We start from the raw sequence: 24,639 nt of genomic DNA, 5'->3' as shown, positions 1-24,639 counted from the left end.
GCGACGAGTCCGGGGGCCGGGCGAGAACCGCCCGGCCCCCTGCTTGCCGCGTGTGATCTGATATGGCAGTGGCCGTGCACACACCCGGTCTCAGACCTCGCGGAACGCGCGGGCCCACCGGACCGGACAACGCGATCGAACTCGCCAGGGAACTCCACCGCAGCGCGCTGGAGGCGGCGACCGCCGACCGGCACCCGCTCGCCATCCGGCAGATGCGCGAGGGGCTCGCCCTGCTGGAGACCGGGGGCATCGCCCCCCAGGACCGCCTGGAGGTCCGCGCCAGGCTCATGAGCACCCTGGCCTTCTGCCTCGCCGAGACCGGCAACGTCGAGCGGGGCCTCACCCAGCTCGCCGCGGTCGAGGCCGAGCTGGGCGGCCTGACCGACGAGGGCCTGCGCGACGGCCTCGCCATCGTCGTCGCCGTCAACCAGGCCGCGCTGCTGTGCCGGGTCGGCCGGATCGAGGAGGGCGTCGCCCGGCTCGACGTGGCCGTCGAGCGCAGCGAGCGCGTCCTCGTCGAGAAGCCCGACGCGGTCGAGCAGCTCGTCGTCGCGCTGACCAACCGGGGCAACGCGCACGGCGAGGCCCAGGACTACCACCGGGCGGCCAGGGACCTGGACCGCGCCGTGGAGCTGGCCGACGCGCACGACCTGCCGACGCGCTCGGCCATCGCCAAGCACGCCCTCGGCAACTCGCTCCAGCGCGCGGGCGACACCCCGGCCGCGCTGCGCCACTACCACGACGCGGCGCTCGCGTTCCAGAGGCTGGAGCCCGGCCTGCTGCTGCGGCTGCGCATCGACCAGGCCGAGGCGCTCATCGGCGTCGGCCTGGCCGACGAGGCGGGCAGGCTGCTCGACGAGGTGCTGCCCGAGCTGCGCCGCCAGCGCATCGGGCAGGACGTCGCCGAGGCCGAGCTGTTCCGCGCCGCCGCCGCCCTCCAGGACGGCGACCTCGTGCTCGCCAAGCGGATGGCCAAGGCCGCGCAGCGCAAGCTGCTGCGGCGCGGCAGCCCGGCGTGGGCGGGTGTCGCGGGCCTGCTGGCGCTGCGGGTGGACGTCCAGCGGGCGCTCCAGGCCCCCCGCCGCCCGCCCGAGCAGCTGGTGCGCAGGGCCATCGCGCTGTCCGCCGAGCTGACCGCGCTGCGGCTGGTCGAGCAGGCCGCGCTCGCGCTCGTGCTGTCGGCCAGGCTGGAGATCCGCAGGGGCGCGCCCGACCGGGCCGACGGGCTGCTGCGCGGGGTCGTCCGGTCGCACAAGTTCGTCGCCATCGACCTGCGGATGCTGCTGCGGCTGTGCCGGGCGGAGCTGGCGCTGGCGCGCGGCAACCGGCGCGTCGCGCTCGCCCAGGCCAAGGCCGGGCTGGATGAGCTGGGCCGGATGCGCGACCGGCTCGGCGGGCTGGAGATGATGTCCGGCACCGCCGTGCACGGCCTCGAACTGGGCGAGCTGGCCGTGCGGCTGGCGCTGGAGGGCGCGGGCTCGGCCGAGGGCGCGCAGCGGTTGTTCACCTGGTTGGAGCGCACCAAGGCCCAGCTGTACCGCTACGACCCGGTCGAGACGCCCGAGGACGACGGGCTCACCGAGCGGGTCACCGAGGTCCGCAGGCTCACCGGCGCGCTGCTGCGCGCCCGCCTCGACGGGCAGTCCACCGGGGCCCTGGAGGAGCGGCTGCGGCTGGCCAAGCACGCGGCCACCCGGCTCGGCTGGGGAGCGGCCCCGTGGGGCACGCCCCGGCCGGTGGTCACCGCCGCCGAGGTCGCCGCCGCGCTCGGCGACCGGACGCTGGTCAGCTACGCGGTGTCCGACGACGAGCTCGTCGCCGTCGTGCTGGTCGACGGCCTGGTGCGGCTGGTCCGGCTCGGACCAGCCGGGGTCGTCGCCGAGAGCGCGCGCAGGCTGCACGCCGACCTGAACGCGCTGGCCCCCGACCACCTGCCCGCGCCGCTGGTCGAGGTGATCTCCGCGTCGGCCAGGCGGCAGGCCGAGGTGCTGGACCAGGCGCTGCTCCGCCCGCTCGCCGCCATGCTCGGCGGGCGGGAGCTGGTCGTGGTGCCCACCGGGGCGCTGCACGCGGTGCCGTGGGGCGTGCTGCCCACCTGCGCGGGCAGGCCGACCTCGGTGGTGCCGTCGGCGACGGCCTGGGTGTCCGCGCTGGGCAGCGGCCAGGACGACCCGGACGGGGTGCTGCTGGTGCGCGGGCCCGGCCTGCAGGCGGCGCAGACCGAGCTGGACCGGCTGGCCGGCTACCACGACCGGCCCACCGTGCTGGACGTGCCGCAGGCCAAGGTCGGCGCGGTGCTGACCGCGCTGGCCGGGCAGGGGCTGGCGCACATCGCCGCGCACGGCGAGCACGAGCCGGAGAACGCGCTGTTCTCCCGGCTGGAGCTGACCGACGGCGCGGTGTTCGCCTACGAGATCGGCCGGGTGCGGCAGCTGCCCACCAAGGTCGTGCTGTCCGCGTGCGAGCTGGCGCTCAACCGGGTGCGGCCCGGCGACGAGCCGCTCGGGTTCGCCGGTGCGCTGCTCGCGGGCGGGGTGCGGACGGTGATCGCGGCGTCCAGCAAGGTCGGCGACGAGCCGTCCGCGCTGGCGATGGAGGTGTTCCACCGGGAGCTGCTCGCGGGGGAGAGCCCGGCGCTGGCGCTGGCGCGCGCGGTCGCCGAGGACCCGCTGCGAAGACCCTTCGTGTGCCTGGGGGCCGGCTAGCCCCCGAGCCCGCTCCGCTTCCAGGAGCGTCTCAGTCCTTGCCGCCGCCGACGCCCTCGGGCTTGACCACGACCGCCACCCGGTCGTCGCTGGAGACCGGGGTCCCCCCGGGGGTCTTGTTCACCGTCCCGACCAGCGCGGCCTGGTCGCTCAGCCCGACCACCGCGCCGATCCGGCCGAACCCGCCGTCGCCGTCCAGCATCGGCGCGGGCTCGCCGGAGAACGAGCCGTCCTGGTTGGTCGGCAGCACCAGCAGGCCGTTCTTGTTCGACAGGCCCACCCACACCGAGTCGGCCGCCGCCGCGCAGCCCGCCAGGCCCGGCCGGTCCGGCCAGGTCCACGCGGGCGTGCCGAGCGCCTTGCCCGCCTCCAGCCGGTGCAGCGCGTCCGCGCCCGCGCCGACGTCGGTCAGCCACGTCCGCGCGCCGTCCGGCGACACGCACAGCCCGGTCGGCGCGGACAGCCCGCTCGCGAACACCCGCGACGACGCCGTCGGGTTGCCCCGCGCCGGCCCGCCCGAGCTGTCGATCCGCAGCACCTTGCCCGCCAGCGAGTTCGGGTCGGCCGCCAGCGCCCGGTTCCCGGCGTCACCGGTGGCCACCAGCAGCGCGCCGCTCGCGTCGTGCGCCAGCGCGCCCCGGTTGCCGGAAGCGCCCTTCGGGATGCCGGTCAGCACCGGCTTGGGCACGTCGCCCGGCGCGATGCGCAGCACCCGGTTGTCCGTCGCGGTCGTCACGTACGCGTAGACCAGCTGGTCCTCGGCGTAGGTGGGGGAGGGCAGCACGGCGGTCAGCCCGCCGTCCGCCGACGCGTCCACCTCGAACCTGGCCACCTGCACGGCCTCGGCGTCCTTGGCCACCCGCACCAGCCGCCCGGTGGTGCGCTCGGAGGCCAGCGCCGTCACCGAGCCGGTCGACTGGTCGACCGCGATCGGCGCGACCCCGGACACCCGGTCCAGGCACGTGCCGATGACCGCCGGGTTGAAGTCCTGGCAGCCCTGGGGCGGCGGCACCGACGACGGCGCCTGCCCGCCCTGTCCGGGGCTCTGCGGCAGCTCGCCCGGCAGCTCCGGCGTCGGCCCCGCCTGGGGGGTCAGCTGGACCTGCGAGCTCCAGCCCGCCGGGGTGGGTTGCTCGGGGAAGCTGGCGCAGCCGACGGCCAGCAGGCCGACGGCGGAGCCTGCCAGCACCGCTCTCAGACGTGACGCCACGGTGACCCAGGTTAGGCGGGGGGCCGTGAACGCGGGGTGAGCGGCCTGCCCGCCCACACCATCGCCCGCTCCACCGCGTCGACCCTGCGCAGCAGCAGCGCCAGCTCGGCGACCAGCTCGTCCCGGTGCGCCAGCGGGAGCAGGAAGTGCGTGGTGGGCAGCACCCGGCACCTCGCCTGGGGCAGTCGGGCGACCGGGCCCAGCAGGCTGTTCGGGGCGGCCAGCCCGTCGTACCTGCCCACGACGGCGGTTGTGGGACACGTCACAGTCGACAGGTCCTGGGGCGGGGTCTCGGCCAGCGCGAGCGCCAGCTCGGCGAACCAGGCCCAGTCGGTGCGCAGCAGCGGGCCCAGCACGCGGGCCGCCCACAGGTCCACCTCCGGCACCGGCACCCGGCCCAGCACCGCGCCCAGCAGCGGCCCCACCCGGCGCAGCGCCCGCACCCCGCCGCGCGCCAGCTCCCGCCGCGCCCGCTCCGGCAGCACCCGGTCCAGCCCCAGCCGGTCCAGCGGGAGCAGGTGCGCGCCCAGCACCGCGCCGAGCACGTCACCGGGCGGACCGGCCACCAGCAGCAGCCCCGACACCCGGTCCGGGTGCCGCAGCGCCAGCTCCACCGCGACCGTCACCCCGAACGACCACCCCAGCGCCGGGCACCGCTCCACGCCCGCCGCGTCCAGCACCCGCAGCGCGTCGGACACGTGGTCCGCCAGCCGCACCCGCGCCGGGTCGTCCGGCCGGGACGAGCCGAGCGTGCCCCGGTAGTGCCAGCCGAGCAGGTGCGCGGGGAACGGCGGCCACGCCGCCTCCGGGATGCCCAGGCCCGCGCACAGCAGCACGTCCGGCCCGCCCCGGTCCACCCGCCAGGTCCGCAGCCGGGCGCCGTCCTCGGCCACGACCTCCCGCACGCCGGACAGTGTGCCCCGGACCGCGCGGACCTGCCGGTAGCGTGCGGGCGTGACGCTCACCGTGCTGGTACCAGACGACCTCGGAGTGACCGCCCTGTCCGGTGTGGACGGTGTCCGCGCGCTCCGCTACGAACCGGGGAAGCCCCTCCCCGAGGGCGCGGAGGCCGCCGAGGTGCTCGTCCCCCGCTTCCTCCAGGGCAGCGACCCGCGCGAGGTGCTCGCCCAGCTGCCGAACCTCAGGCTCGTGCAGCTGCTGAGCGCGGGCGTCGAGCGGTTCCTCGGGCTCGTGCCGGACGGCGTGCTGCTGTCCACCTGCCGGGGCGCGCACGGCGGCAGCACCGCCGAGTGGGCCGTCGGCGCGCTGCTGTCGGTCTACCGCGACTTCCCGGTGTTCCAGCGCCTGGCCGACGCGGGCCGCTGGGAGCACCACGTCACCGAGACCCTCCAGGACAAGAAGGTGCTCGTGGTCGGCGCGGGCGACCTCGGCAGGCAGTTCCAGCGCAGGGTCGAGCCGTTCGACGCCACCACCACCCTGGTCGGCCGCACCGCCCGCGACGGCGTGCGCGCCATGTCCGAGCTGCCCGACCTGCTGCCGCACCACGACGCCGTGCTGCTGGTCGTGCCGCTGACCTCGGAGACCGACGGCATGGTCGACGCGGAGTTCCTGGCCCGGATGCCGGACGGGGCCGTGCTGGTCAACGCCGCGCGCGGCCGGGTCGTGGACACCGACGCGCTCGTCGCCGAGCTGCTCTCCGGGCGGCTGCGCGCCGCGCTCGACGTGACCGAGCCCGAGCCGCTGCCGCAGGGCCACCCGCTGTGGACCGCGCCCGGCCTGTTCCTCACCCCGCACGTGGCGGGCAGCTGCACCGGGCACACCGCGCGGGCCTACGCGGTGGTCAGGGCCGAGGTCGAGCGGTTCGCCAGGGGCGAGCGGCCAGCCAATGTGGTGAACGGCGAGTACTGAGCCGGACAACCGCACCGAACGTGCGACCGGAGTCCGTCCGGGCGGACTGAGGTGGGGGACGGTCGTCACCGCGCAGTCGGGGCGACGATCGTCTCCCGACGAAACGGCTCACCCGCACGGGGGAGGGATTATCGGCGGGCAATTACCGTTCGAATCGATCTAGTAGCTCTCCGCAATTGGTCGAGATTTGCTCCGCGCCGATTCGGGCCATGGTTTCGGGGTCCGGCTCGGACATATCCGATCCAAGGAGAAGCCAGAGATGAACAAGATCGCCCGATTCGCTGTCGCCGCCGCTGCGGGCAGTGTCCTCGCGCTGTCCTCGGCAGGTCTGGCCCAGGCGGAGACCGCGCCTGCCGAGGTCTCCGGCCAGACCCAGTCCACGGTGCAGCAGATCGACGGCCAGGCCGCGGCGCTCGTCCGCGCCGCCCAGGCCAGCGACCTGGCAGCCCTTCAGTCGACCAACGACCAGTTGCGCAGCTCGCTCGCGCAGCTCAACGACCCCTCGATGGCGGCCCACGCCGACGCGGCGGAAGCCGCCAGCGCCGAGTTGCAGCGCATCCTTCCCGGCCTGCCCAGCCTCCCCGGTCTCGGGGGCGTCACCGGCGCCGTGCCGGGCCTGGGCGGTCTCGGCTCCCTCACCGGCGTCGTGTCCCAGCTGCTCGGCAGCCTCCAGGACCTGCTGGGCAACATCCTGCCGCTGACCGGCGGTGCGGGCCTCGGCGGCCTCACCGGCGCCCTGGGTGGTCTCACCGGCGGCTCCGGTGGCGGCGCGGGCGGCCTGCTGGGCGGCCTGCCGGTGGTCGGCGGCCTGACCGGCGGTCTCGGCGGCCTGACCGGCGGCCTGCCGCTGGTGGGTGGCCTGCTCGGTGGCGCCGGTGGCGGCGGCGGTCTGCCCGGCCTGGGCGCCGTGACCGGCCTGCTCGGTGGCCTGCCGCTGGTCGGCGGTCTGCTGGGCGGCCTTCGCCCCTGATCCCCGAACCTCTCGGTGATCTTTTCGTGATAAGCGTCGCAAACGGCGCCGCCGGCGACCCGGTCCGATTTTTGGGCCGGGCCGCCGGCATTTCTCCACCTCACAACTGCCAATTGGTCCGTTCGGCTCAAATGGTTGGGCCGTACGGACGCTCGCGGTCTTCCGGTGAACCTCCTACCGTGCGGTTCCGTGGCTAATCAAGGCGACCGCCGGGGAAGTTCCGGCGGCTACACCGACGACGGACTCCGCGCATCGGGCGCCACGGCCAGGGGGGCTCACCACTACGCCGACGAACCGGACCCGGAGCCCGCGCAGGGCAGGGGCACCAAACCACTGGTCACCGGTGGCACCGGCACCGGCTACTTCGACGGCGACGACCTGCCCCGGAACCGGTACGGGCGGGAGAACCGCCACGAGCCCGAGGACCGGTACGAGCCGGAGGACGACGTCCAGCCGCACCGGCCGGGCACCGGGACCGGGTTCACACCGGTGCCCGACCTGGACGAACCGGTGTCCCGCTTCGACGACGCCGTCGACCGCAGGCTGCCGCCCGCCTGGACCGCGAGCCACGACGTCGGCCTGCTCGCGCTGCGCCTGGGCCTGGGCCTGGTGTTCACCGGGCACGGCCTGCAGAAAGTGTTCGGCCTGTTCGACGGGCCGGGGCTCGACGCGTTCGGCAAGGTCCTGGCCAGCATCGGCTACCAGCAGTCCGGGCTCCTGGCCTGGGTGACCGGCCTGACCGAGCTGGTCGGCGGCGTGCTGCTGATCCTGGGCTTCGCCACGCCGCTGGCCGCCGCGGGCGTGCTCGGCGTCATGGCGAACGTGCTGCTGCTCAACTACACCAACGGCTTCTTCCTGCCCGACGGCGTCGAGTTCGAGGCCGCGCTGGCGGCGGCTGCGCTCGGCGTGCTGTTCGCCGGACCGGGCCGGGTCTCCCTGGACCACCGGCGCCCGTGGTTCCACCGCCCGCTGCTGGCGGCCTCGCTGTGCCTGCTGCTCGCGACGGGCCTGACCGCGCTCACCCACCTCGTGCTGCGCTGACGCGCGCCAGAGCGAAGAGGGGCCCGACCGGAGATCCGGTCGGGCCCCTCTTCGCGCAGCAGTGCGAAACCGCTCACCGCTGCGCCTCAGCACCTCGCCGAACCTCGACCGGTTCGGCTCCCGTCTGGTCCGCGCCCCTTCAACGGGTGGTGTTCCCGCAGGTCAGCGCGTCACCGGTTGACGTCGCGCACCGCGCCCCTCGACGCGTCCGTCGCCATCCGCGCGTACGCGCGCAGCGCCGCCGTCACCGGGCGCACCCGGTCCACCGGCTGCCACGGCCGCTCCGAGGTCTCCATCTTCGCCCGCCGGTCGGCCAGCACCGCCTCGTCGACCAGCAGCTCCAGCTTGCGCTCGTGCACGTCGATGACGATCCGGTCGCCGTCCTGCACCAGGCCGATCAGCCCGCCGCCCGCCGCCTCCGGCGAGACGTGGCCGATGGACAGGCCCGAGGTGCCGCCGGAGAACCGGCCGTCCGTGATCAGCGCGCACTTCTTGCCGAGGCCCGCGCCCTTGAGGAACGCGGTCGGGTGCAGCATCTCCTGCATCCCCGGACCGCCGGACGGGCCCTCGTAGCGGACCACGAGCACGTCACCGGCCTGGATCTCCTTGTTCAGGATCACCGAGACCGCCTGCTCCTGGGACTCGACCACGCGCGCCGGGCCCTCGAACCGCCACAGGTCCTCGTCGATGCCCGCCGACTTGATGACCGCGCCGGACTCGGCCAGGTTGCCGTGCAGGACGGCCAGCCCGCCGTCCTTGGTGTACGCGTGCTCGACGTCCCGGATGCACCCGCCCGCCGCGTCGGTGTCCAGCTTCGACCAGCGGTTGGAGGTGGAGAACGCCTGCGTGGTGCGCACCCCGCCGGGCGCGGCGTGGAACAGCTCCACCGCGCGCTCGGACGGCGACTCGGCCCTGACGTCCCACTCGCCGAGCCACTGCGCCATCGTGCGCGAGTGGACGGTGGTGACGTCCTCGTTGAGCAGCCCGGCCCGGTACAGCTCGCCCAGCAGCGCGGGGATGCCACCGGCCCGGTGCACGTCCTCCATGTGGTAGTCGGAGTTCGGCGAGACCTTCGCCAGGCACGGCACCCGGCGGCTGAGCGCGTTGATGTCGGACAGGTCGAACTCGACCTCGCCCTCCTGCGCGGCGGCCAGGATGTGCAGCACGGTGTTGGTCGAGCCGCCCATGGCCATGTCCAGCGCCATCGCGTTCTCGAACGCGGCGCGGTTCGCGATCGAGCGCGGCAGCACCGACTCGTCGTCCTCGCCGTAGTAGCGCTTGCACAGCTCCACCACGACCCGACCGGCCTCGGAGAACAGCTCGCGGCGCGCGGAGTGCGTGGCCAGCGTCGAGCCGTTGCCCGGCAGCGCCAGGCCCAGCGCCTCGGTGAGGCAGTTCATCGAGTTCGCGGTGAACATGCCCGAGCACGACCCGCAGGTCGGGCACGCCGAGCGCTCCACGACCGACAGGCCCTCGTCGTCCACCTCCGGCGACGCGGACGCGGAGATCGCGGTGATCAGGTCGGTCGGCGCGACGGCGACGCCGTCCACCACGACCGCCTTGCCCGCCTCCATCGGCCCGCCGGAGACGAACACGACCGGGATGTTCAGCCGCATCGCGGCGTTGAGCATCCCCGGCGTGATCTTGTCGCAGTTGGAGATGCAGACGATCGCGTCGGCCTGGTGCGCGTTCACCATGTACTCGACCGAGTCGGCGATGATCTCGCGCGAGGGCAGCGAGTAGAGCATCCCGCTGTGGCCCATCGCGATCCCGTCGTCCACCGCGATGGTGTGGAACTCGCGCGGCACCCCGCCCGCCTCGCGGATCGCCTCGGCGACGATGTCGCCGAGGTCGCGCAGGTGCACGTGACCGGGCACGAACTGCGTGTACGAGTTGGCGATCGCCACGATCGGCTTGCCGAAGTCCGAGTCGGTCATGCCGGTGGCGCGCCACAGCGCGCGGGCGCCTGCGGCGTTGCGGCCGTGGGTGGTGGTTCGGGAACGGAGCGGGGGCACAGCTCCTCCTGGGTTCCTGGCGTGGTCTGGTTTCGCGTCGGGCGCGAGGTGCGTCGGCGCGGCAGTCCGGTGCGGTCGTGGGCGCCGGGGCCGTGCGGGGAGCGGTGACCCCAGGCTACCCCTGCTTCAGCTCGCCCCGGACCAGCACGCCCGCCAGCAGCAGTGTGACGACGTGCACCACCGTGCACCACAGGCAGATCTTGCCGATGAGCAGGAACTCGGCGGCGACGAGGTAGACCACGAACAGCACGCCCACGCCGACCGCGCCCAGCCGCGCCCAGCGCAGCAGCGGCACGCGCCACGCCCAGGGCAGGCTGATCGCGGTCAGGAAGGCGAAGAACAGCGCGCCGAGGACGGCGACCGGGACGCCGAGCAGCTCCGACTGCTCGCTGCTGGTGACCGTGCCGCAGTCGACCAGGGAGTTCTCGGAGCAGACCAGCAGCTCCTGCTGGAAGTGGGTGATGGTCAGGTAGACCGAGGTCGCCAGCCCGAGCAGCGACAGGATCAGGAAGGCCAGACGGGACTTCTGGGTCACCGGGCCGACTCTACGTAAGCGGGCGGCCCCGGTCGGGAGGACGGGGCGGGCGGCTGCGGAATCGGGGACTCGGGCCCTCGGGAGGTGCGACCGGGGTCCCGCGCGGTGGGGGACCCCGGACCCTGGCGCGCCGGGTCAGACCTCGTCGGCGGGCTTCGCGACCGGCTTCGCGGGGGACTGCCCGGTGGACTGCCCGGTGGACTGCTCAGTGGACTGCTCAGTGGACTGCCCAGCGTCGGCCGTGTCCTTCTTCACCTGCTCGGGCGACACCTGATCGGTGGGCTCGGTCGTCTCGGTGGGCTCGGTGCTCTCCGCGGCCTCGACCGCCTCAGCTTCAGCCTCGGCCTCGGCCTCGGCCCGAGCCTCCTCGGCCTCGGCCAGGGCCTTCGCGCGCGCCACCGGGTCGTCCACCCGGCCGCCGCTCACGGCGGCCAGCGCGGGCAGGTGCGCGAGCTTCACGGCGGGCAGCTCCACCAGCTCGTCGTCCGCGACGACGGCCGAGAGCCCGCCCTTCTCGCCGACCTTCAGCGACCTGACCTCGTCCCACGCGACGACCCGCCCGCCGAACGCGGTCCTGGTCACCAGCCGCTCGGGGGTCGCCGTGGTCCGGGTGCGCGCCACCCACCACGCGAAGCCCAGGGGCAGCAGGTACAGGACCGACAGGACCGGCTCGGCCAGCGCCATCGGGGTCACGCAGATCGCGGTCAGCCCGGAGGCGAGCAGGGCGGTGGCGGGGACGCGGAACACGAGCTTGGGCACGTCCGCGATGGTCGCACCCCACCTCACGGGCGGTGACGCCACCCCAGGGGCGGTCACCCGATGCGTCCACGATCCGGGAGTGCTGTCCCGCACAGTTGACGCTGCCCGAGTTCCACGGTTAACGTCAGGGCCATGCAGCGCAACCTCGTTCTCGTACTTCGCAGGCGCGTCGACGCCTGAGCGGAACAGCTTGCGTCGACGCGCGACCCTCGTACGACCCGACAGATCCGGGTTGGCGGGGGTTTTTTCGTGCCCGGACCGTGCTCCTCACCTTGACCCAGAGGCAGACAGATGACCAGCGCAACCTCGCGACCGGCCCCCGGTGAGCCGCTGTCGCCCCGCCCTGGACCCCGGCCCAAGCCGGCGCCCCCGAGCGGCGCGCCCGTCCGCGTGACGGGCGCCCAGTCCCTCGTCCGCTCCCTTGAGGCGGTCGGCTGCGAGATCGTGTTCGGCATCCCCGGCGGCACCATCCTCCCCGCGTACGACCCGCTCCTGGACTCCACCAAGGTCCGCCACGTCCTGGTGCGCCACGAGCAGGGCGCGGGCCACGCCGCCACCGGCTACGCCCAGGCCACCGGCCGCGTCGGCGTCTGCATGGCCACCTCCGGTCCCGGCGCGACGAACCTGGTGACGCCGCTGGCCGACGCCAACATGGACTCGGTCCCGGTCGTCGCCATCACCGGCCAGCAGTCCCGCCCGCTCATCGGCACCGACGCGTTCCAGGAAGCCGACATCTGCGGCATCACGATGCCGATCACCAAGCACAACTTCCTGGTCACCGACCCGGCGGACATCCCGAGGGCGATCGCCGAGGCGTTCCACATCGCCGCCACCGGCCGCCCCGGCCCGGTCCTGGTGGACATCCCCAAGGACGTCCTGCAGGAGACCACCTCCTTCTCCTGGCCGCCGGAGCTGCGGCTGCCCGGCTACCGGCCGACCACCCGCCCGCACGGCAAGCAGGTCCGCGAGGCCGCGAAGCTCGTCGCCGCCGCCCGCCGCCCGGTGCTGTACGTCGGCGGCGGCGTCATCAAGGCCGAGGCCTCCGCCGAGCTGCTGCGCCTGGCCGAGGAGAACGACATCCCGGTCGTCACCACCCTGATGGCGCGCGGCGCGTTCCCCGACTCGCACCGCCAGCACCTGGGGATGCCGGGGATGCACGGCACGGTCTCCGCCGTCGCCGCGATGCAGAAGGCCGACCTGCTGATCGCGCTCGGCGCGCGCTTCGACGACCGGGTCACCGGCCAGCTGGAGTCCTTCGCGCCCGAGGCGCAGGTCGTGCACGCCGACATCGACCCGGCCGAGATCTCGAAGAACCGCCGCGCGGACGTGCCGATCGTCGGCGACTGCAAGGAGATCATCACCGAGCTGATCGACGCCGTCGCCAACGAGAAGGCGCACGGGCACGCCGCCGACCTGACCCCGTGGTGGGAGCTGATCGACTCCTGGCGCGGCACGTTCCCGCTGGGCTACGACTGGCCGGACGACGGCACGCTGTCCCCGCAGTACGTGATCGAGCGGATCGGCGCGCTGTCCCCGGACGCGGTCTACACGGCGGGCGTCGGCCAGCACCAGATGTGGGCGGCGCAGTTCGTCAAGTACGAGAGCCCGCGCACCTGGATCAACTCCGGCGGCCTCGGCACGATGGGCTACGCGGTCCCGGCGGCCATGGGCGCCAAGGCGGGCGTGCCCGACCGCACGGTCTGGGCGATCGACGGCGACGGCTGCTTCCAGATGACCAACCAGGAGCTGGCGACCTGCGCGATCGAGGGCATCCCGATCAAGGTCGCGGTCATCAACAACGGCAACCTGGGCATGGTCCGGCAGTGGCAGACGCTGTTCTACGGCGAGCGCTACTCCAACACCGACCTGGGCACCCACAAGCACCGCATCCCCGACTTCAAGCTGCTCGCCGAGGCCATGGGCTGCGCGGGCCTGCGCGCCGAGTCGCGCGAGGAGGTCGACGCGGTCATCAAGCAGGCCCTGGAGATCAACGACCGGCCGGTCGTCATCGACTTCACCGTCGGCAAGGACGCCCAGGTGTGGCCGATGGTCGCCGCGGGCACCGGCAACAGCGAGATCATGGCCGCCCGAGGCATCCGCCCGCTGTTCGAGGAAGACGATGTCTGACCGCGCGCACCGCGCCGCGACGGGGCGCAACCACGAGGACGGCAACCGATGACCAAGCACACCCTCAGCGTCCTCGTCGAGGACAAGCCCGGCGTCCTGGCCAGGGTCGCGGGGCTGTTCTCCCGGCGCGGCTTCAACATCGAGTCGCTCGCGGTGGGCCGCACCGAGCACCCGGACATCTCCCGGATGACGATCGTGGTCGCCGTGGAGGAGCTGCCGCTGGAGCAGGTCACCAAGCAGCTCAACAAGCTCGTCAACGTCATCAAGATCGTCGAGCTGGAGACGGCCGCCTCGGTGCAGCGCCAGCTCCTGCTCGTCAAGGTCCGCGCTGACGCCACCGTGCGCAGCCAGGTCCTCGAGACGGTCCAGCTGTTCCGCGCCAAGGTCGTCGACGTCTCCCCGGAGGCGGTCACGGTCGAGGCGACCGGCACGTCGGAGAAGCTCGACGCGCTGCTCAGGATGCTGGAGCCCTACGGGCTGCGCGAGATCGTGCAGTCCGGCATGGTCGCCATCGGCCGTGGCGCCCGTTCCATCACCGCGACCGCGGTGCGCTGAGCCCTTTTCCCGCAGGACCGCTGAGTTTTCCGCAGAACCACGGAAGGAAGTACCCACCAGTGAGCGTCGAGATCTTCTACGACGACGATGCCGACCTGAGCGTCATCCAGGGGCGCAAGGTCGCGGTCATCGGCTACGGCAGCCAGGGCCACGCCCACGCGCTGAGCCTGCGCGACTCCGGCGTCGACGTCCGGATCGGCCTCCCCGAGGGCTCCAAGTCCCGCGCCAAGGCCGAGGAGCAGGGCCTCAAGGTCGGCACGCCCGCCGAGGTCGCCGCCGAGGCGGACCTGATCATGATCCTGGCGCCGGACACCGCTCAGCGGCACATCTACGCCAACGACATCGCGCCGAACCTGAAGGACGGCGACGCGCTGTTCTTCGGCCACGGCTTCAACATCCGCTACGGCCTGATCCAGGCGCCGTCCAACGTGGACGTCGCGATGGTCGCCCCCAAGGGCCCCGGCCACCTCGTGCGCCGCCAGTTCGTCGACGGCAAGGGCGTCCCGGCGCTCATCGCGGTCGAGCAGGACGCGTCGGGCACCGCGCAGGCGCTCGCCCTGTCCTACGCCAAGGGCATCGGCGGCACCCGCGCGGGCGTCATCAAGACGACGTTCAAGGAGGAGACCGAGACCGACCTGTTCGGCGAGCAGGCGGTCCTGTGCGGCGGCGCCTCGGCGCTGGTGCAGGCGGGCTTCGAGGTGCTGACCGAGGCCGGGTACGCCCCCGAGGTCGCGTACTTCGAGTGCCTGCACGAGCTGAAGCTGATCGTCGACCTCATGTACGAGGGCGGCATCGCGCGGATGCGCTACTCGATCTCCGACACCGCCGAGTACGGCGACCTCACCCGCGGCCCGCGCGTCATCACGCCCGCGGTCAAGGAGGAGATGCGCAAGGTCCTGACCGAGATCCAGGACGGCACCTTCGCGAAGGAGTGGGTCGAGGAGGACGACAAGGGCCGAGGCAACTACAAGAAGTTGCAGCAGGACGGCGAAGTTCACCCGATCGAGGAGGTCGGCAAGAAGCTGCGCGGCCTGATGTCGTGGGTGGACCGGCCGCTGACCGACACGGTCTGACGTTCTGGCGAAACCCCTGATCAGCCGCACGGCGCGCGGCCGGTCGGGGGTCCGCGAGGACGGCGGGGGCGCGGCTGGTCGGTGGGCCGCGCCCTCCGGTATACCTTGGCGCATGAGCGAGAGCGCCCCGATCTACGACGACAAGGCCCACGTCCGGGGCAACCTGGACCTGTCGGCCGCGCAGTGGCTGCGCAGCGACGAGGGCGCCGAGCAGGAGGCCGAGCACGTCGAGATCGCGTTCGTCGAGCACACCGACGGCGTGACCTACACGGCGATGCGCAACTCCGCCGAACCCGACGGCACGGTGCTGGTCTTCACGCCCGCCGAGTGGGAGGCGTTCATCCTCGGAGTCAAGGACGGCGAGTTCGACGAGCCGTGGTGACGGCCCGTGGTGACGGGGCTCGGTGACGGGGCCCGGTGACGGGAGGGCGGTGGTCCGCCGCCGGCGCCGCGCCGCCGGCGCCGCGCCGGTGACGCCGCGCCGGTGACGCCGCGCGACCGACCCCGCCCGCGCCCCGGTGACGCACCGTCCCCGAAGCGCCCCGCCGCCCCGCCCCGCGCGCCCTCCAGCGCCTCCCCGCGTCCCGCCGGTCGGCCCGCCCGGCCCCGGTGATCATCCGGTGTTCCGCTTGCGCGGCTTGTGATTCCCAACCCGTGGGCAGTTCACACCGCGTTTTCCCGCCGCGACGCCCGCGCAGCCGCCCAGAGCGGGCCAAACCAGGCAAACCCGCTGGTGGCGGGGAGAACCCGCCTCAGGTGGTCCGGTCGCACGGGACTATCCTCGTTAACAACCCGGACACATCGCCGTGGCCGGTCGGCGCGGGTTCGCGGCCTGCTTTCGACCCGCCCGCGCTCCCGAATCCACCAGACACCGCTGGGAGCACCGCCCGTGAGCAACACGAGCCGACCCGTCGTCCTGATCGCCGAGAAGCTGGCACCCTCCGTGCTCGACGTCTTCGGCGAGGACATCGAGGTGCGCCACGTCGACGGCACCGACCGACCCGCGCTGCTCTCCGCCGTCGCGGACGCGGACGCGCTCCTCGTGCGGTCCGCCACGAAGGTCGACGCCGAGGTGTTCGCGGCGACCTCGAAGCTGAAGGTGGTCGCCCGCGCGGGCGTCGGCCTGGACAACGTCGAGGTGCCCGCCGCGACCGAGCGCGGTGTCATGGTGGTCAACGCGCCCACCAGCAACATCGTCTCCGCCGCCGAGCACGCCGTCGCGCTGCTGCTGTCGGTGGCCAGGCAGATCCCGGCCGCCCACGCCACCCTCGCGGGCGGCGCGTGGAAGCGCAGCTCCTTCAACGGCGTCGAGCTCAACGGCAAGACCGTCGGCGTGGTGGGCCTGGGCAAGATCGGGCAGCTGTTCGCGGCCCGGCTCGCGGCCTTCGGCACCTCCATCATCGCGTACGACCCCTACGTGGCCGCCGCCCGCGCCGCCCAGCTCGGCATCGAGCTGGTGTCGCTGGAGGAGCTGCTGGAGCGGGCCGACGCCATCTCCATCCACCTGCCCAAGACCCCCGAGACCAAGGGCCTGATCGGCGCCGAGCAGCTGGCCAAGACCAAGCGCGGCGTCATCGTCGTCAACGCCGCGCGCGGCGGCCTGATCGACGAGGACGCGCTCGCCGAGGCCGTGCAGAGCGGCCAGGTCGGCGGCGCGGGCATCGACGTGTTCGCCACCGAGCCCACCACCGCCAGCCCGCTCTTCGGGCTCCCGAACGTCGTCGTCACCCCGCACCTGGGCGCCTCCACCAGCGAGGCGCAGGACCGCGCGGGCACGGACGTGGCCAAGTCGGTGCTGCTCGCCCTCGCGGGCGACTTCGTGCCGGACGCGGTCAACGTGCAGGGCGGCGGCGTGGTCGGCGAGGAGGTCCGGCCGTACCTGCCGCTCGTGCAGAAGCTCGGCACGGTCGTCGCGGCGCTCAGCGCCAAGGCGCCCACCTCGGTCACCCTGGAGGTGCGGGGCGAGCTGTCCAACGAGGACGTGAGCGTGCTGCCGCTGGCCGCGCTGCGCGGGGTGTTCTCCAGCGTGGTCGAGGAGCAGGTGACGTTCGTGAACGCGCCCGCGCTCGCCGCCTCGCTCGGCGTGTCGGTCGACGTGGTCAAGGAGCCCTCCAGCGCCAACCACCGCAGCCTGGTGACCGTGCGGGCGGTGCAGGCCGACGGCTCGGTGCTGACCGTGTCCGGCACGCTGACCGGCCTCGACCAGGTCGAGAAGATCGTGGGCGTCAACGGCCGCAGCTTCGACCTGCGCGCCGAGGGCAACGTGCTGCTGCTGGAGTACTCGGACCGGCCCGGCGTCATGGGCACCGTCGGCACGCTCCTCGGCGAGGCCGGGGTGAACGTGGAGGCGGCGCAGATCAGCCAGCAGAAGGGCGGCTCCGAGGCCCTCATGCTGCTGCGCGTCGACCGCCCGGTCGACAGCAACGTGCTCGACCCGATCGGCGCGTCGGTCGGCGCGCGCACCATGCGCTCGGTCAACTTCGACTGATCCGGCGCGGGGCGCCCGAGCGCGGCCGATCGGCGGAGGCCGACCCGTCCGCGTGGCGCCCACCCCGTGGGACCCGAAGGCCGGACCGCTACGGCGGTCCGGCCTTCCGCACGTCCGGGGGAAAACCGAACGGGTGGCCGAACCGCCCGTTCACCGGCTTGATCCGTCTCATTTGACCGTTGCCGGGGAAAACCGTGAGTGCCACCACTCGCATGGAGTAATTGTCTGGCTACGTATACCGATTAGGTTCCCTCAACGAGGTTGACCCGGTGCCGTAGAGGGCGCGGCACCACGCGGGCAGTCCCTACTCGGTGCGCAGTCGGCCCACCCCGGCCCGCCGGTGGTGTCCCCCTCAGTGCTCCGCGCTGCCCGCCAAGGTCGTACCGGCCTCGGTAGGGGCAAGTCGTGAGTCGTTCCACCAACCGAGCCAGGAAGGCAGTGATCCCGGTCTTCGCCGCGGTCCTGCTCACCGGCTCCCTGTCCGGCGCGGCGCTGGCGGCGGAGGGTCCGCAGGCCACCACGCCGTCCGTGAAACCCGCCAAGGGCCTGGACGCCGCCAAGCTCCAGACCAAGGTCGCCGGTCGCCTGGCCTCGGCGAAGGGCGAGGTCACCGCGTTCGTCGAGCTGGAGGCCAAGCCCGCCGTCGACACCTTCACCGAGAAGACCGGCCAGGGCGCGAGCAAGCAGCAGGCCAAGGAGGCCGCCAAGGCCACCAAGGGCGAGACCACCAAGGTCACCGACCAGGTCGTCGGCGACCTGCGGGCCAAGGACTCCGGCACCAAGGAGCTGTTCCGCACCGCGAACGGCGTGCCCGGCGTGGTCGTCACCGCCGACGCCGCCAAGGTGCGCGAGCTGGCGTCCCGGTCGGACGTGAAGTCCATCCGCACCGTGGTGCCCAAGACCCGCACCAACTCCAGCGCCGTGCAGCTGACCAACACGGCCAAGGCGTGGCAGCAGTACGGCAAGCTCGGCGACGGCACCCGCGTCGGCATCATCGACACCGGCATCGACTACACGCACGCCGCGTTCGCCGGTCCCGGCACGCCCGAGGCGTACCAGGCGATCGACCCGACCGTCGTGGACCCCTCGTACTACCCGACCGCCAAGGTGGTCGGCGGCTACGACTTCGTCGGCGACGCCTACGACGGCGGCAGCGACGACCCCGCGCTGAGCACCCCGAAGCCCGACCCGAACCCCCTCGACTGCAACGACCACGGCACGCACGTGGCGGGCACGGCGGCGGGCTTCGGCGTCAACGCCGACGGCAGCACGTTCACCGGCGACTACACCACGCTCTCCGGCGAGCAGCTCGACGCCATGCGCATCGGCCCCGGCACCGCCCCGAAGGCGCTGCTGTACGCGCTGAAGGTCTTCGGCTGCGACGGCTCCACCAACGTCACCGCGCAGGCCCTCGACTGGTCGCTCGACCCCGACGGCGACGGCGACTTCACCGACCACCTCGACGTGGTCAACCTGTCCCTCGGCTCGGACTACGGCGCCCCGGACGACCCCGACAGCCTGTTCGTGCGCAAGCTCAACGCCGCGGGCGTGCTCACCGTGTTCTCGGCGGGCAACGGCGGCGACCTGTACGACATCGGCGGCTCGCCCGGCAGCACCCCCGAGGCGCTGACCGTGGCCAGCACCCGCGACGCGTTCGTGCTGCGCGACGCCGCCGAGGCCAACGGCGCCAAGCAGCCCGGCCAGTACAGCCAGAACTTCGACTACGCGGGCTACGACCAGACCAAGCCCGTGGTCGCGCTGACCGACCCGGCCAACCTGGACGGCTGCCAGCCGTTCAGCGCCGCCGACGCCGCCGCCGTGGCGGGCAAGTTCGTCTGGCTGGAGTGGGACGACGTCGACGCCACCCGCCGCTGCGGCTCCGGCGCGCGCGCCAACAACGCCACCGCCGCGGGCGCGGTGGGCGCGCTGTTCACCTCGGCGCTGGAGAACTTCAACGCGGGCATCGCGGGCAACGCCGCCATCCCGGTGTTCCAGTTCACCGGCACCGCCACCTCGGCGCTGCGCCCGGCCCTCGCGGCGGGCGCCCTGTCCGTGCGCCAGGCCGGTGAGCTGCGCACCTCGCTGCCCACCTACGACCAGAAGATCGCCGACACCCCGTCCGCGTTCACCTCGCGCGGCGTGCGCGGACCGGTCGTGAAGCCGGACGTGGCCGCCCCCGGCGACACCATCGCCTCGGCGCTGGTCGGCTCCGGCAACGGCACCCTGGTGATCAGCGGCACCTCCATGGCCGCCCCGCACACCACCGGCATCGCCGCCCTCGTCCGCCAGGCCCACCCGGACTGGACCACCGAGGAGGTCAAGGCCGCGGTCATGAACTCCGCGGGCTCGGACGTGAAGGAGAACGGCAGGACCTTCGCCCCCAACCGGGTCGGCGCGGGCCGCATCGACGCCAAGGCCGCGCTGGACAACCAGGTCCTGGCCTACGTGCAGGACGACCCCGGCGCGGTGTCCGCGTCGTTCGGGCCGGTCGAGGTCACCGGCAAGACCGCGCTGACCAAGACCATCAAGGTGGTCAACAAGTCCTCGAAGGCCGTCGAGTACTCGGTGGGCTACGAGGCCGTCACCAGCATCCCCGGCGTGCGCTACGAGCTGTCCGAGCAGACCGTGAGGCTCAGCCCGCGCGGCATCGCCAGGGTCAAGGTCACCCTGAAGGTCGACGACCCGAAGGCGCTGGCCAAGACCGTCGACCCGACGGTCGAGCCGCTGCACCTGGACGTGCCGCGCCAGTTCCTGGCCGACGCGTCGGGCCGCGTGGTGCTCTCGCCCAAGAGCGGCGCGACCGTGCCGCTGCGGGTGCCGGTGTACTCCGCGCCCAAGCCCGCCTCGGACATCTCGGTGCCCGGCAGCGTGAAGCTCGGCAAGAACGCCACGCAGACCGTGCTGAACCTGACGGGCCGGGGCGTTGACCAGAAGGGCTTCCGGTCGCTGGTGAGCGTCCTGGAGCTCCAGGCGACCTCGCCCAGGCTCCCGGAGTGCCGCCGCAACGTCACCTCGGGCTGCACGCTCAACCAGACCGCCAAGGGCGCGGACCTGCGGCACGTCGGCGTCACGTCGACCGCCCCGCTGGCCAAGCTCCAGGGCAACCCCGAGGAGGCGTTGCTCGCGTTCGGCGTCTCGACCTGGGACAACTGGTACAACCTCGGGTCGAACACCATCTTCTACATCGACGTCGACGTGAACGGCGACGGCAACCCGGACTTCGAGACCTACACGACCAAGCTCACCGACACCGACCTGCTGGTCGCGGTCACCGTGGACCTGGCCACCGGCGAGACCGTCGACATCCAGCCGGTCAACGCCCAGTTCGGTGATGTTGACACGAACGTGTTCGACACCAACGTGGTGGTGCTGCCGGTGCTGCTCTCCGCGCTGGGCATCGACCCGTCCGGGGACACCGCGAAGATCACCTACACGGTCAACAGCACCGGGTTCTACCTCGCGCCCGGCGCGTCCGACGACCGCATCGACTCGATCGACGGCGCGCTGTCGTTCGACGCCCTCAAGCCCGGCCTGTGGGTGCAGGGCGGCGGGGACGCGGCGCTGTCGTACCAGGCCAAGCCCGGTACGGCGCTCGTGGTCAACCGCGAGCCCGGCACGGCGTCGGACAGCCTGATGGTGGTCAACCACCACAACGCGTCCGGGGACCGGGTCGACGTCGTGAAGGTCAAGGGCGGCAGCGACCGCCCGGCGGTCTGACCCGTTCGCAAGGAGCGTCAACTGGCGCGATAAGCGCTGGTCGAAACGATTCAGATAGGGGTGCTCTGGCCGGTCGGGGAGACTCTCCCCCGACCGGCCAGAGCCGTTTTACGTCTTTCAGGTGACATCTGAACGGGGGTGTTGAACCGTTCGGGTGTCCCGCAGTCCGGGAGAGTTACCCCCAACGGCGTGTTCCAGGTGCGGTGCGGACGCATCGGGCCGGTAGCCTTTCGCAATGAAAACTAGTCCCGTGAATTGGGACTGATACCTGGGAGGTGTGTTAATGCGGCTCGCAGTGATCCCGGGGGACGGGATCGGGCCCGAGGTCGTCGCCGAGGCACTGAAGGTGCTGGGTGAGGTCGTTCCGGCGGCCGAGATCACCCGTTACGACCTCGGTGCGGCGCGCTGGCACGCCACAGGTGAGTTGTTGCCGGAGTCCGTGCTGGGGGAGCTGCGCCAGCACGACGCGATCCTGCTCGGCGCCGTCGGCGACCCGTCGGTGCCCAGCGGCATCCTGGAGCGCGGCCTGCTGCTGCGCCTCCGGTTCGAGCTCGACCACCACGTCAACCTGCGCCCGGCGCGGTTGTACCCCGGCGTCCGCAGCCCCATCGCGGACCCGCCGGAGATCGACATGGTGGTCGTCCGCGAGGGCACCGAGGGCCTGTACGCGGGCAACGGCGGCCTGCTGCGCAAGGACACCCCGCACGAGATCGCCACCGAGGTGTCCATCAACACCTCGTTCGGCGTCGAGCGGGTCGTCCGGGACGCCTTCGCGCGCGCCGCGAACCGGCCCCGCAAGCACCTGACCCTGGTGCACAAGACGAACGTCCTCACCCACGCGGGCTCCCTGTGGTCCAGGGTGGTCGAGGAGGTCTCGCTCCAGCACCCCGACGTCACCGTCGCCTACCAGCACGTGGACGCCGCGACGATCCACCTGGTCACCGACCCCGGCCGCTACGACGTGATCGTCACCGACAACCTGTTCGGCGACATCCTCACCGACCTGGCGGCGGCGGTGACCGGCGGCATCGGGCTGGCCGCGTCCGGCAACCTGGACGTGACCAGGCGCAACCCGAGCATGTTCGAGCCGGTGCACGGCAGCGCGCCGGACATCGCGGGCCAGGGCGTGGCCGACCCGACCGCCGCGGTGCTGTCCGTGGCGCTCATGCTCGACCACCTCGGCGAGCACGAGTCGGCCCGCCGCATCGAGGCGTCGGTGGCGTTCGACCTGGCCACCCGCGACCACGCGTCGCCGGGCGCGACCTACGCGATCGGCGACCGGCTCGCCGCGCTGGTGTCGTCCAACGTGCGCACCGGCTGACACCGGGGCCGCGCTTCGCGGCCAAGGCGCAAGTGCGGGAAGGGCCACCGAGAGCTTTCGGTGGCCCTTCCCGCGTTCCGGGGACGCGGGGGCGTTCCGGGCCGGGAAATGACGCGCCGAGGCAGGCGTCCGGTGCGTCGGGAAAACCGCCTGGCGGCCGTCGGGGCGCGCTGCCGGGGCGCCGGGAAAACCGCCTGCCCGCCGCCGGGCCGTGCGTCCGGAGCGCTGGGAAAACCGCCGGGCCGTGCGCTCGGGGCCGCCGGGAAAACCGCCGTGCCGTGTTGTCGCAGCCCCGCCGCCCGCGCTGCCGCGGCCCTCCTGCCCGTCCACCCCACCGCCCGTCCGGGTGACCGACCCCGCACCTGTCACCCGCCCCCGACCTGCGAACGGGCGATCGCGTAACCCACCTGGTGGGAAACTCCGCCCGGAGCTTGGTACACCCCCGCGGCCTGTGGCACCATGCGGGCATGGCTGTCCACGTCGCCGTGATTATCGAGCAGCGCGCCGGTTGAGTGCCCCGAGCACCCGCCACCGGCGCGCAGACCTCTCGCATCCCAGCGGGGGGTCTTTTTGTTTTCTCGACAAACCCGACCAAGCCCGCCCGCAGGAGAACACACCGTGACCACGCTCGGCGATAGCTTCCACGTCTACGACACCACCCTCCGGGACGGCGCACAGCGCGAGGGCATCACCTACTCCGTCACCGACAAGCTCCAGGTGGCGCGCCTGCTGGACGGGCTGGGCGTCGGCTTCATCGAGGGCGGCTGGCCGGGCGCGATGCCCAAGGACACCGAGTTCTTCGCCCGCGCGGCCTCCGGAGAGCTGGAGCTGTCCAGCGCGAAGCTGGTCGCGTTCGGCGCCACCCGCAAGGCGGGCGTGAAGGTCCAGGACGACCCGCAGGTGCGCGCCCTGCTCGACTCGCAGGCCCCCGTCGTCACCCTGGTGGCCAAGTCGGACCTGCGGCACGTGGAGCGCGCCCTGCGCACCGACGCCACCGAGAACCTCGCCATGGTCCACGACACCGTCAAGCACCTGGTGGACAACGGCCGCCGGGTGTTCCTGGACGCCGAGCACTTCTTCGACGGCTTCGCGCACGACCCGGACACCGCGCTGCGCGTGCTGGAGGCGGGCGTCACCGGCGGGGCCGACGTGGTGGTGCTGTGCGACACCAACGGCGGCCAGCTGCCGCTCGGCCTGGCCGAGGTGGTCGCGGACGTCATCGCCCGCACCGGCTTCCGGGTCGGCATCCACTGCCAGGACGACACGTCCTGCGCCGTGGCGAACACCCTCGCGGCCGTGCAGGCGGGCGCGACGCACGTCCAGTGCACCGCGAACGGGTACGGCGAGCGGGCGGGCAACGCCGACCTGTTCGCCGTGGTCGGCAACCTGGTCACCAAGCTGGGGATGCCGGTCCTGCCGGAGGGGGCCGTGGGGGAGCTCACCCGCGTCTCGCACGCCCTCGCCGAGATCGCCAACATCGCACCCGACACCCACCAGGCCTACGTCGGGTCGTCGGCCTTCGCCCACAAGGCGGGCCTGCACGCGAGCGCGATCAAGGTCGACCCCCTGCTGTACAACCACATCGACCCGGAGGTGGTCGGCAACGGCATGAAGATCCTGGTCACCGAGATGGCCGGGCGGGCGAGCCTGGAGCTGAAGGGGCGGGAGCTGGGCGTGGACCTCGCGGCCAACCCCGAGGCCCTGACCAGCGCCGTCCGCAAGGTCAAGGAGCTGGAGGCGGGCGGCTGGTCGTTCGAGGCGGCCGACGCGTCGCTGGAGCTGCTGCTGCGCGACGAGCTGTCCGAACTGGACGCCCCGCCGTTCACCCTGGAGTCCTACCGCGTCGTGCTCGACCACCGCTCGGACGGGGAGATCGGGTCCGAGGCGACGGTGAAGGTGCACGTGGGCGGCGAGCGGGTGATCGCCACGGCGGAGGGCAACGGCCCGGTGCACGCGCTGGACGGGGCCCTGCGCAAGGCGCTGCTGCCGCACCTGTCCTGGTTGGACGCGGTGAAGCTCAACGACTACAAGGTCCGCATCCTGTCCGGTGACGGGCGGGACGCGGACGGCGCAGGCGGCACCGAGGCGGTGACGCGGGTGCTGGTGAACTCGACCGACGGCGAGCGCGAGTGGACCACGGTCGGGGTGCACGGCAACATCGTCGAGGCGAGCTGGCTGGCGCTGTGCGACGCGCTGGCGCACAAGGCCGTGCACGCGTCCGCGCTGGTCTGAGCCGTGGAACGGGGGCGGCGTC

The 24,639-nt window shown here is 73.0% G+C and carries 17 protein-coding genes; 12 read left to right on the top strand and 5 right to left on the bottom strand.

Going from position 1 to position 24,639, the window contains the following annotated elements; genetic code table 11:
* Positions 1-74: 74 nt before the first annotated feature.
* Positions 75-2,705, top strand: a complete 2,631-nt coding sequence (locus AMIR_RS29890; protein ID WP_245554556.1) for a CHAT domain-containing protein — start codon at positions 75-77, stop codon at positions 2,703-2,705.
* A gap of 31 nt (positions 2,706-2,736) precedes the next feature.
* Here AMIR_RS29890 and AMIR_RS29885 read toward each other — a convergent pair whose 3' ends face one another.
* The gene (locus tag AMIR_RS29885; protein ID WP_041838497.1) at positions 2,737-3,915 is read right to left on the bottom strand and encodes a PQQ-dependent sugar dehydrogenase; all 1,179 of its coding nucleotides are present in this window, start codon (positions 3,913-3,915) and stop codon (positions 2,737-2,739) included.
* Between the two features lie 11 nt (positions 3,916-3,926).
* A complete protein-coding gene (locus tag AMIR_RS42950; RefSeq protein WP_118948518.1) occupies positions 3,927-4,820 on the bottom strand; it encodes an alpha/beta hydrolase in 894 nt (297 codons plus the stop codon).
* Between the two features lie 49 nt (positions 4,821-4,869).
* Between AMIR_RS42950 and AMIR_RS29875 the strand changes: the two genes are divergently transcribed.
* The 3 genes from AMIR_RS29875 (at position 4,870) to AMIR_RS36390 (ending at position 7,795) form a co-directional block, all read left to right on the top strand.
* Positions 4,870-5,784 (top strand): 2-hydroxyacid dehydrogenase, encoded by a 915-nt coding sequence (locus tag AMIR_RS29875; RefSeq protein ID WP_041837128.1) that lies wholly within the window; start codon positions 4,870-4,872, stop codon positions 5,782-5,784.
* A gap of 259 nt (positions 5,785-6,043) precedes the next feature.
* Positions 6,044-6,754, top strand: coding sequence for a hypothetical protein (locus tag AMIR_RS29870; RefSeq protein ID WP_015804718.1), 711 nt, complete (start codon positions 6,044-6,046; stop codon positions 6,752-6,754).
* A gap of 189 nt (positions 6,755-6,943) precedes the next feature.
* Positions 6,944-7,795, top strand: coding sequence for a DoxX family protein (locus AMIR_RS36390; RefSeq protein ID WP_015804717.1), 852 nt, complete (start codon positions 6,944-6,946; stop codon positions 7,793-7,795).
* A gap of 170 nt (positions 7,796-7,965) precedes the next feature.
* On the opposite strand, the gene ilvD is transcribed toward AMIR_RS36390, so the two are convergent.
* The 3 genes from ilvD to AMIR_RS29850 form a co-directional block, all read right to left on the bottom strand.
* The gene (gene ilvD / locus AMIR_RS29860; protein WP_015804716.1) at positions 7,966-9,810 is read right to left on the bottom strand and encodes a dihydroxy-acid dehydratase; all 1,845 of its coding nucleotides are present in this window, start codon (positions 9,808-9,810) and stop codon (positions 7,966-7,968) included.
* A gap of 115 nt (positions 9,811-9,925) precedes the next feature.
* A complete protein-coding gene (locus AMIR_RS29855) occupies positions 9,926-10,345 on the bottom strand; it encodes a vitamin K epoxide reductase family protein (protein WP_015804715.1) in 420 nt (139 codons plus the stop codon).
* A gap of 135 nt (positions 10,346-10,480) precedes the next feature.
* Complete coding sequence (locus tag AMIR_RS29850) at positions 10,481-11,104, bottom strand: PH domain-containing protein (RefSeq protein WP_143760953.1); 624 nt, start codon at positions 11,102-11,104, stop codon at positions 10,481-10,483.
* Between the two features lie 291 nt (positions 11,105-11,395).
* On the opposite strand from AMIR_RS29850, the gene AMIR_RS29845 reads away from it, so the two are divergent.
* The 8 genes from AMIR_RS29845 to cimA all read left to right on the top strand — a co-directional run bounded on the left by AMIR_RS29845 (position 11,396) and on the right by cimA (position 24,617).
* Positions 11,396-13,231 carry an acetolactate synthase large subunit gene (locus AMIR_RS29845; RefSeq protein ID WP_015804713.1) on the top strand — a complete coding sequence of 612 codons (1,836 nt, stop codon included), beginning with the start codon at positions 11,396-11,398 and terminating at the stop codon, positions 13,229-13,231.
* Between the two features lie 48 nt (positions 13,232-13,279).
* Positions 13,280-13,786 (top strand): acetolactate synthase small subunit, encoded by a 507-nt coding sequence (gene ilvN, locus AMIR_RS29840; protein WP_015804712.1) that lies wholly within the window; start codon positions 13,280-13,282, stop codon positions 13,784-13,786.
* Positions 13,787-13,845: 59 nt separating this feature from the next.
* On the top strand, positions 13,846-14,859 hold the full coding sequence (gene ilvC / locus AMIR_RS29835; RefSeq protein ID WP_015804711.1) for a ketol-acid reductoisomerase: 1,014 nt from the start codon (positions 13,846-13,848) through the stop codon (positions 14,857-14,859).
* A 112-nt stretch (positions 14,860-14,971) separates the two neighbouring features.
* On the top strand, positions 14,972-15,241 hold the full coding sequence (locus tag AMIR_RS29830; protein ID WP_015804710.1) for a DUF397 domain-containing protein: 270 nt from the start codon (positions 14,972-14,974) through the stop codon (positions 15,239-15,241).
* 507 nt (positions 15,242-15,748) lie between these two features.
* Positions 15,749-17,347: a phosphoglycerate dehydrogenase gene (serA, locus tag AMIR_RS29825; protein WP_015804709.1), complete on the top strand. Its 1,599-nt coding sequence runs from the start codon at positions 15,749-15,751 to the stop codon at positions 17,345-17,347.
* A gap of 438 nt (positions 17,348-17,785) precedes the next feature.
* On the top strand, positions 17,786-21,064 hold the full coding sequence (locus tag AMIR_RS29820) for a S8 family serine peptidase (protein ID WP_015804707.1): 3,279 nt from the start codon (positions 17,786-17,788) through the stop codon (positions 21,062-21,064).
* 283 nt (positions 21,065-21,347) lie between these two features.
* Entirely contained in the window at positions 21,348-22,385 is a 1,038-nt protein-coding gene (locus tag AMIR_RS29815; RefSeq protein ID WP_015804706.1) for a 3-isopropylmalate dehydrogenase, read from the top strand.
* Positions 22,386-23,003: 618 nt separating this feature from the next.
* Complete coding sequence (gene cimA, locus AMIR_RS29810) at positions 23,004-24,617, top strand: citramalate synthase (protein WP_015804705.1); 1,614 nt, start codon at positions 23,004-23,006, stop codon at positions 24,615-24,617.
* The last annotated feature ends 22 nt before the right edge of the window (positions 24,618-24,639 follow it).

This window comes from Actinosynnema mirum DSM 43827, assembly GCF_000023245.1.
Lineage (GTDB): Bacteria > Actinomycetota > Actinomycetes > Mycobacteriales > Pseudonocardiaceae > Actinosynnema > Actinosynnema mirum.
The sequence above is the reverse complement of the archived record's forward strand: the minus strand, read 5'-3'. Positions and strand labels throughout refer to the sequence as shown.

Bases quoted from the DNA above. Each gene is read 5' to 3' on its own strand.
- AMIR_RS29870 (WP_015804718.1), top strand. From the start codon at position 6,044: ATGAACAAGATCGCCCGATTCGCTGTCGCCGCCGCTGCGGGCAGTGTC.
- AMIR_RS29845 (WP_015804713.1), top strand. From the start codon at position 11,396: ATGACCAGCGCAACCTCGCGACCGGCCCCCGGTGAGCCGCTGTCGCCC.
- ilvN (WP_015804712.1), top strand. From the start codon at position 13,280: ATGACCAAGCACACCCTCAGCGTCCTCGTCGAGGACAAGCCCGGCGTC.
- AMIR_RS29830 (WP_015804710.1), top strand. From the start codon at position 14,972: ATGAGCGAGAGCGCCCCGATCTACGACGACAAGGCCCACGTCCGGGGC.
- AMIR_RS29815 (WP_015804706.1), top strand. From the start codon at position 21,348: ATGCGGCTCGCAGTGATCCCGGGGGACGGGATCGGGCCCGAGGTCGTC.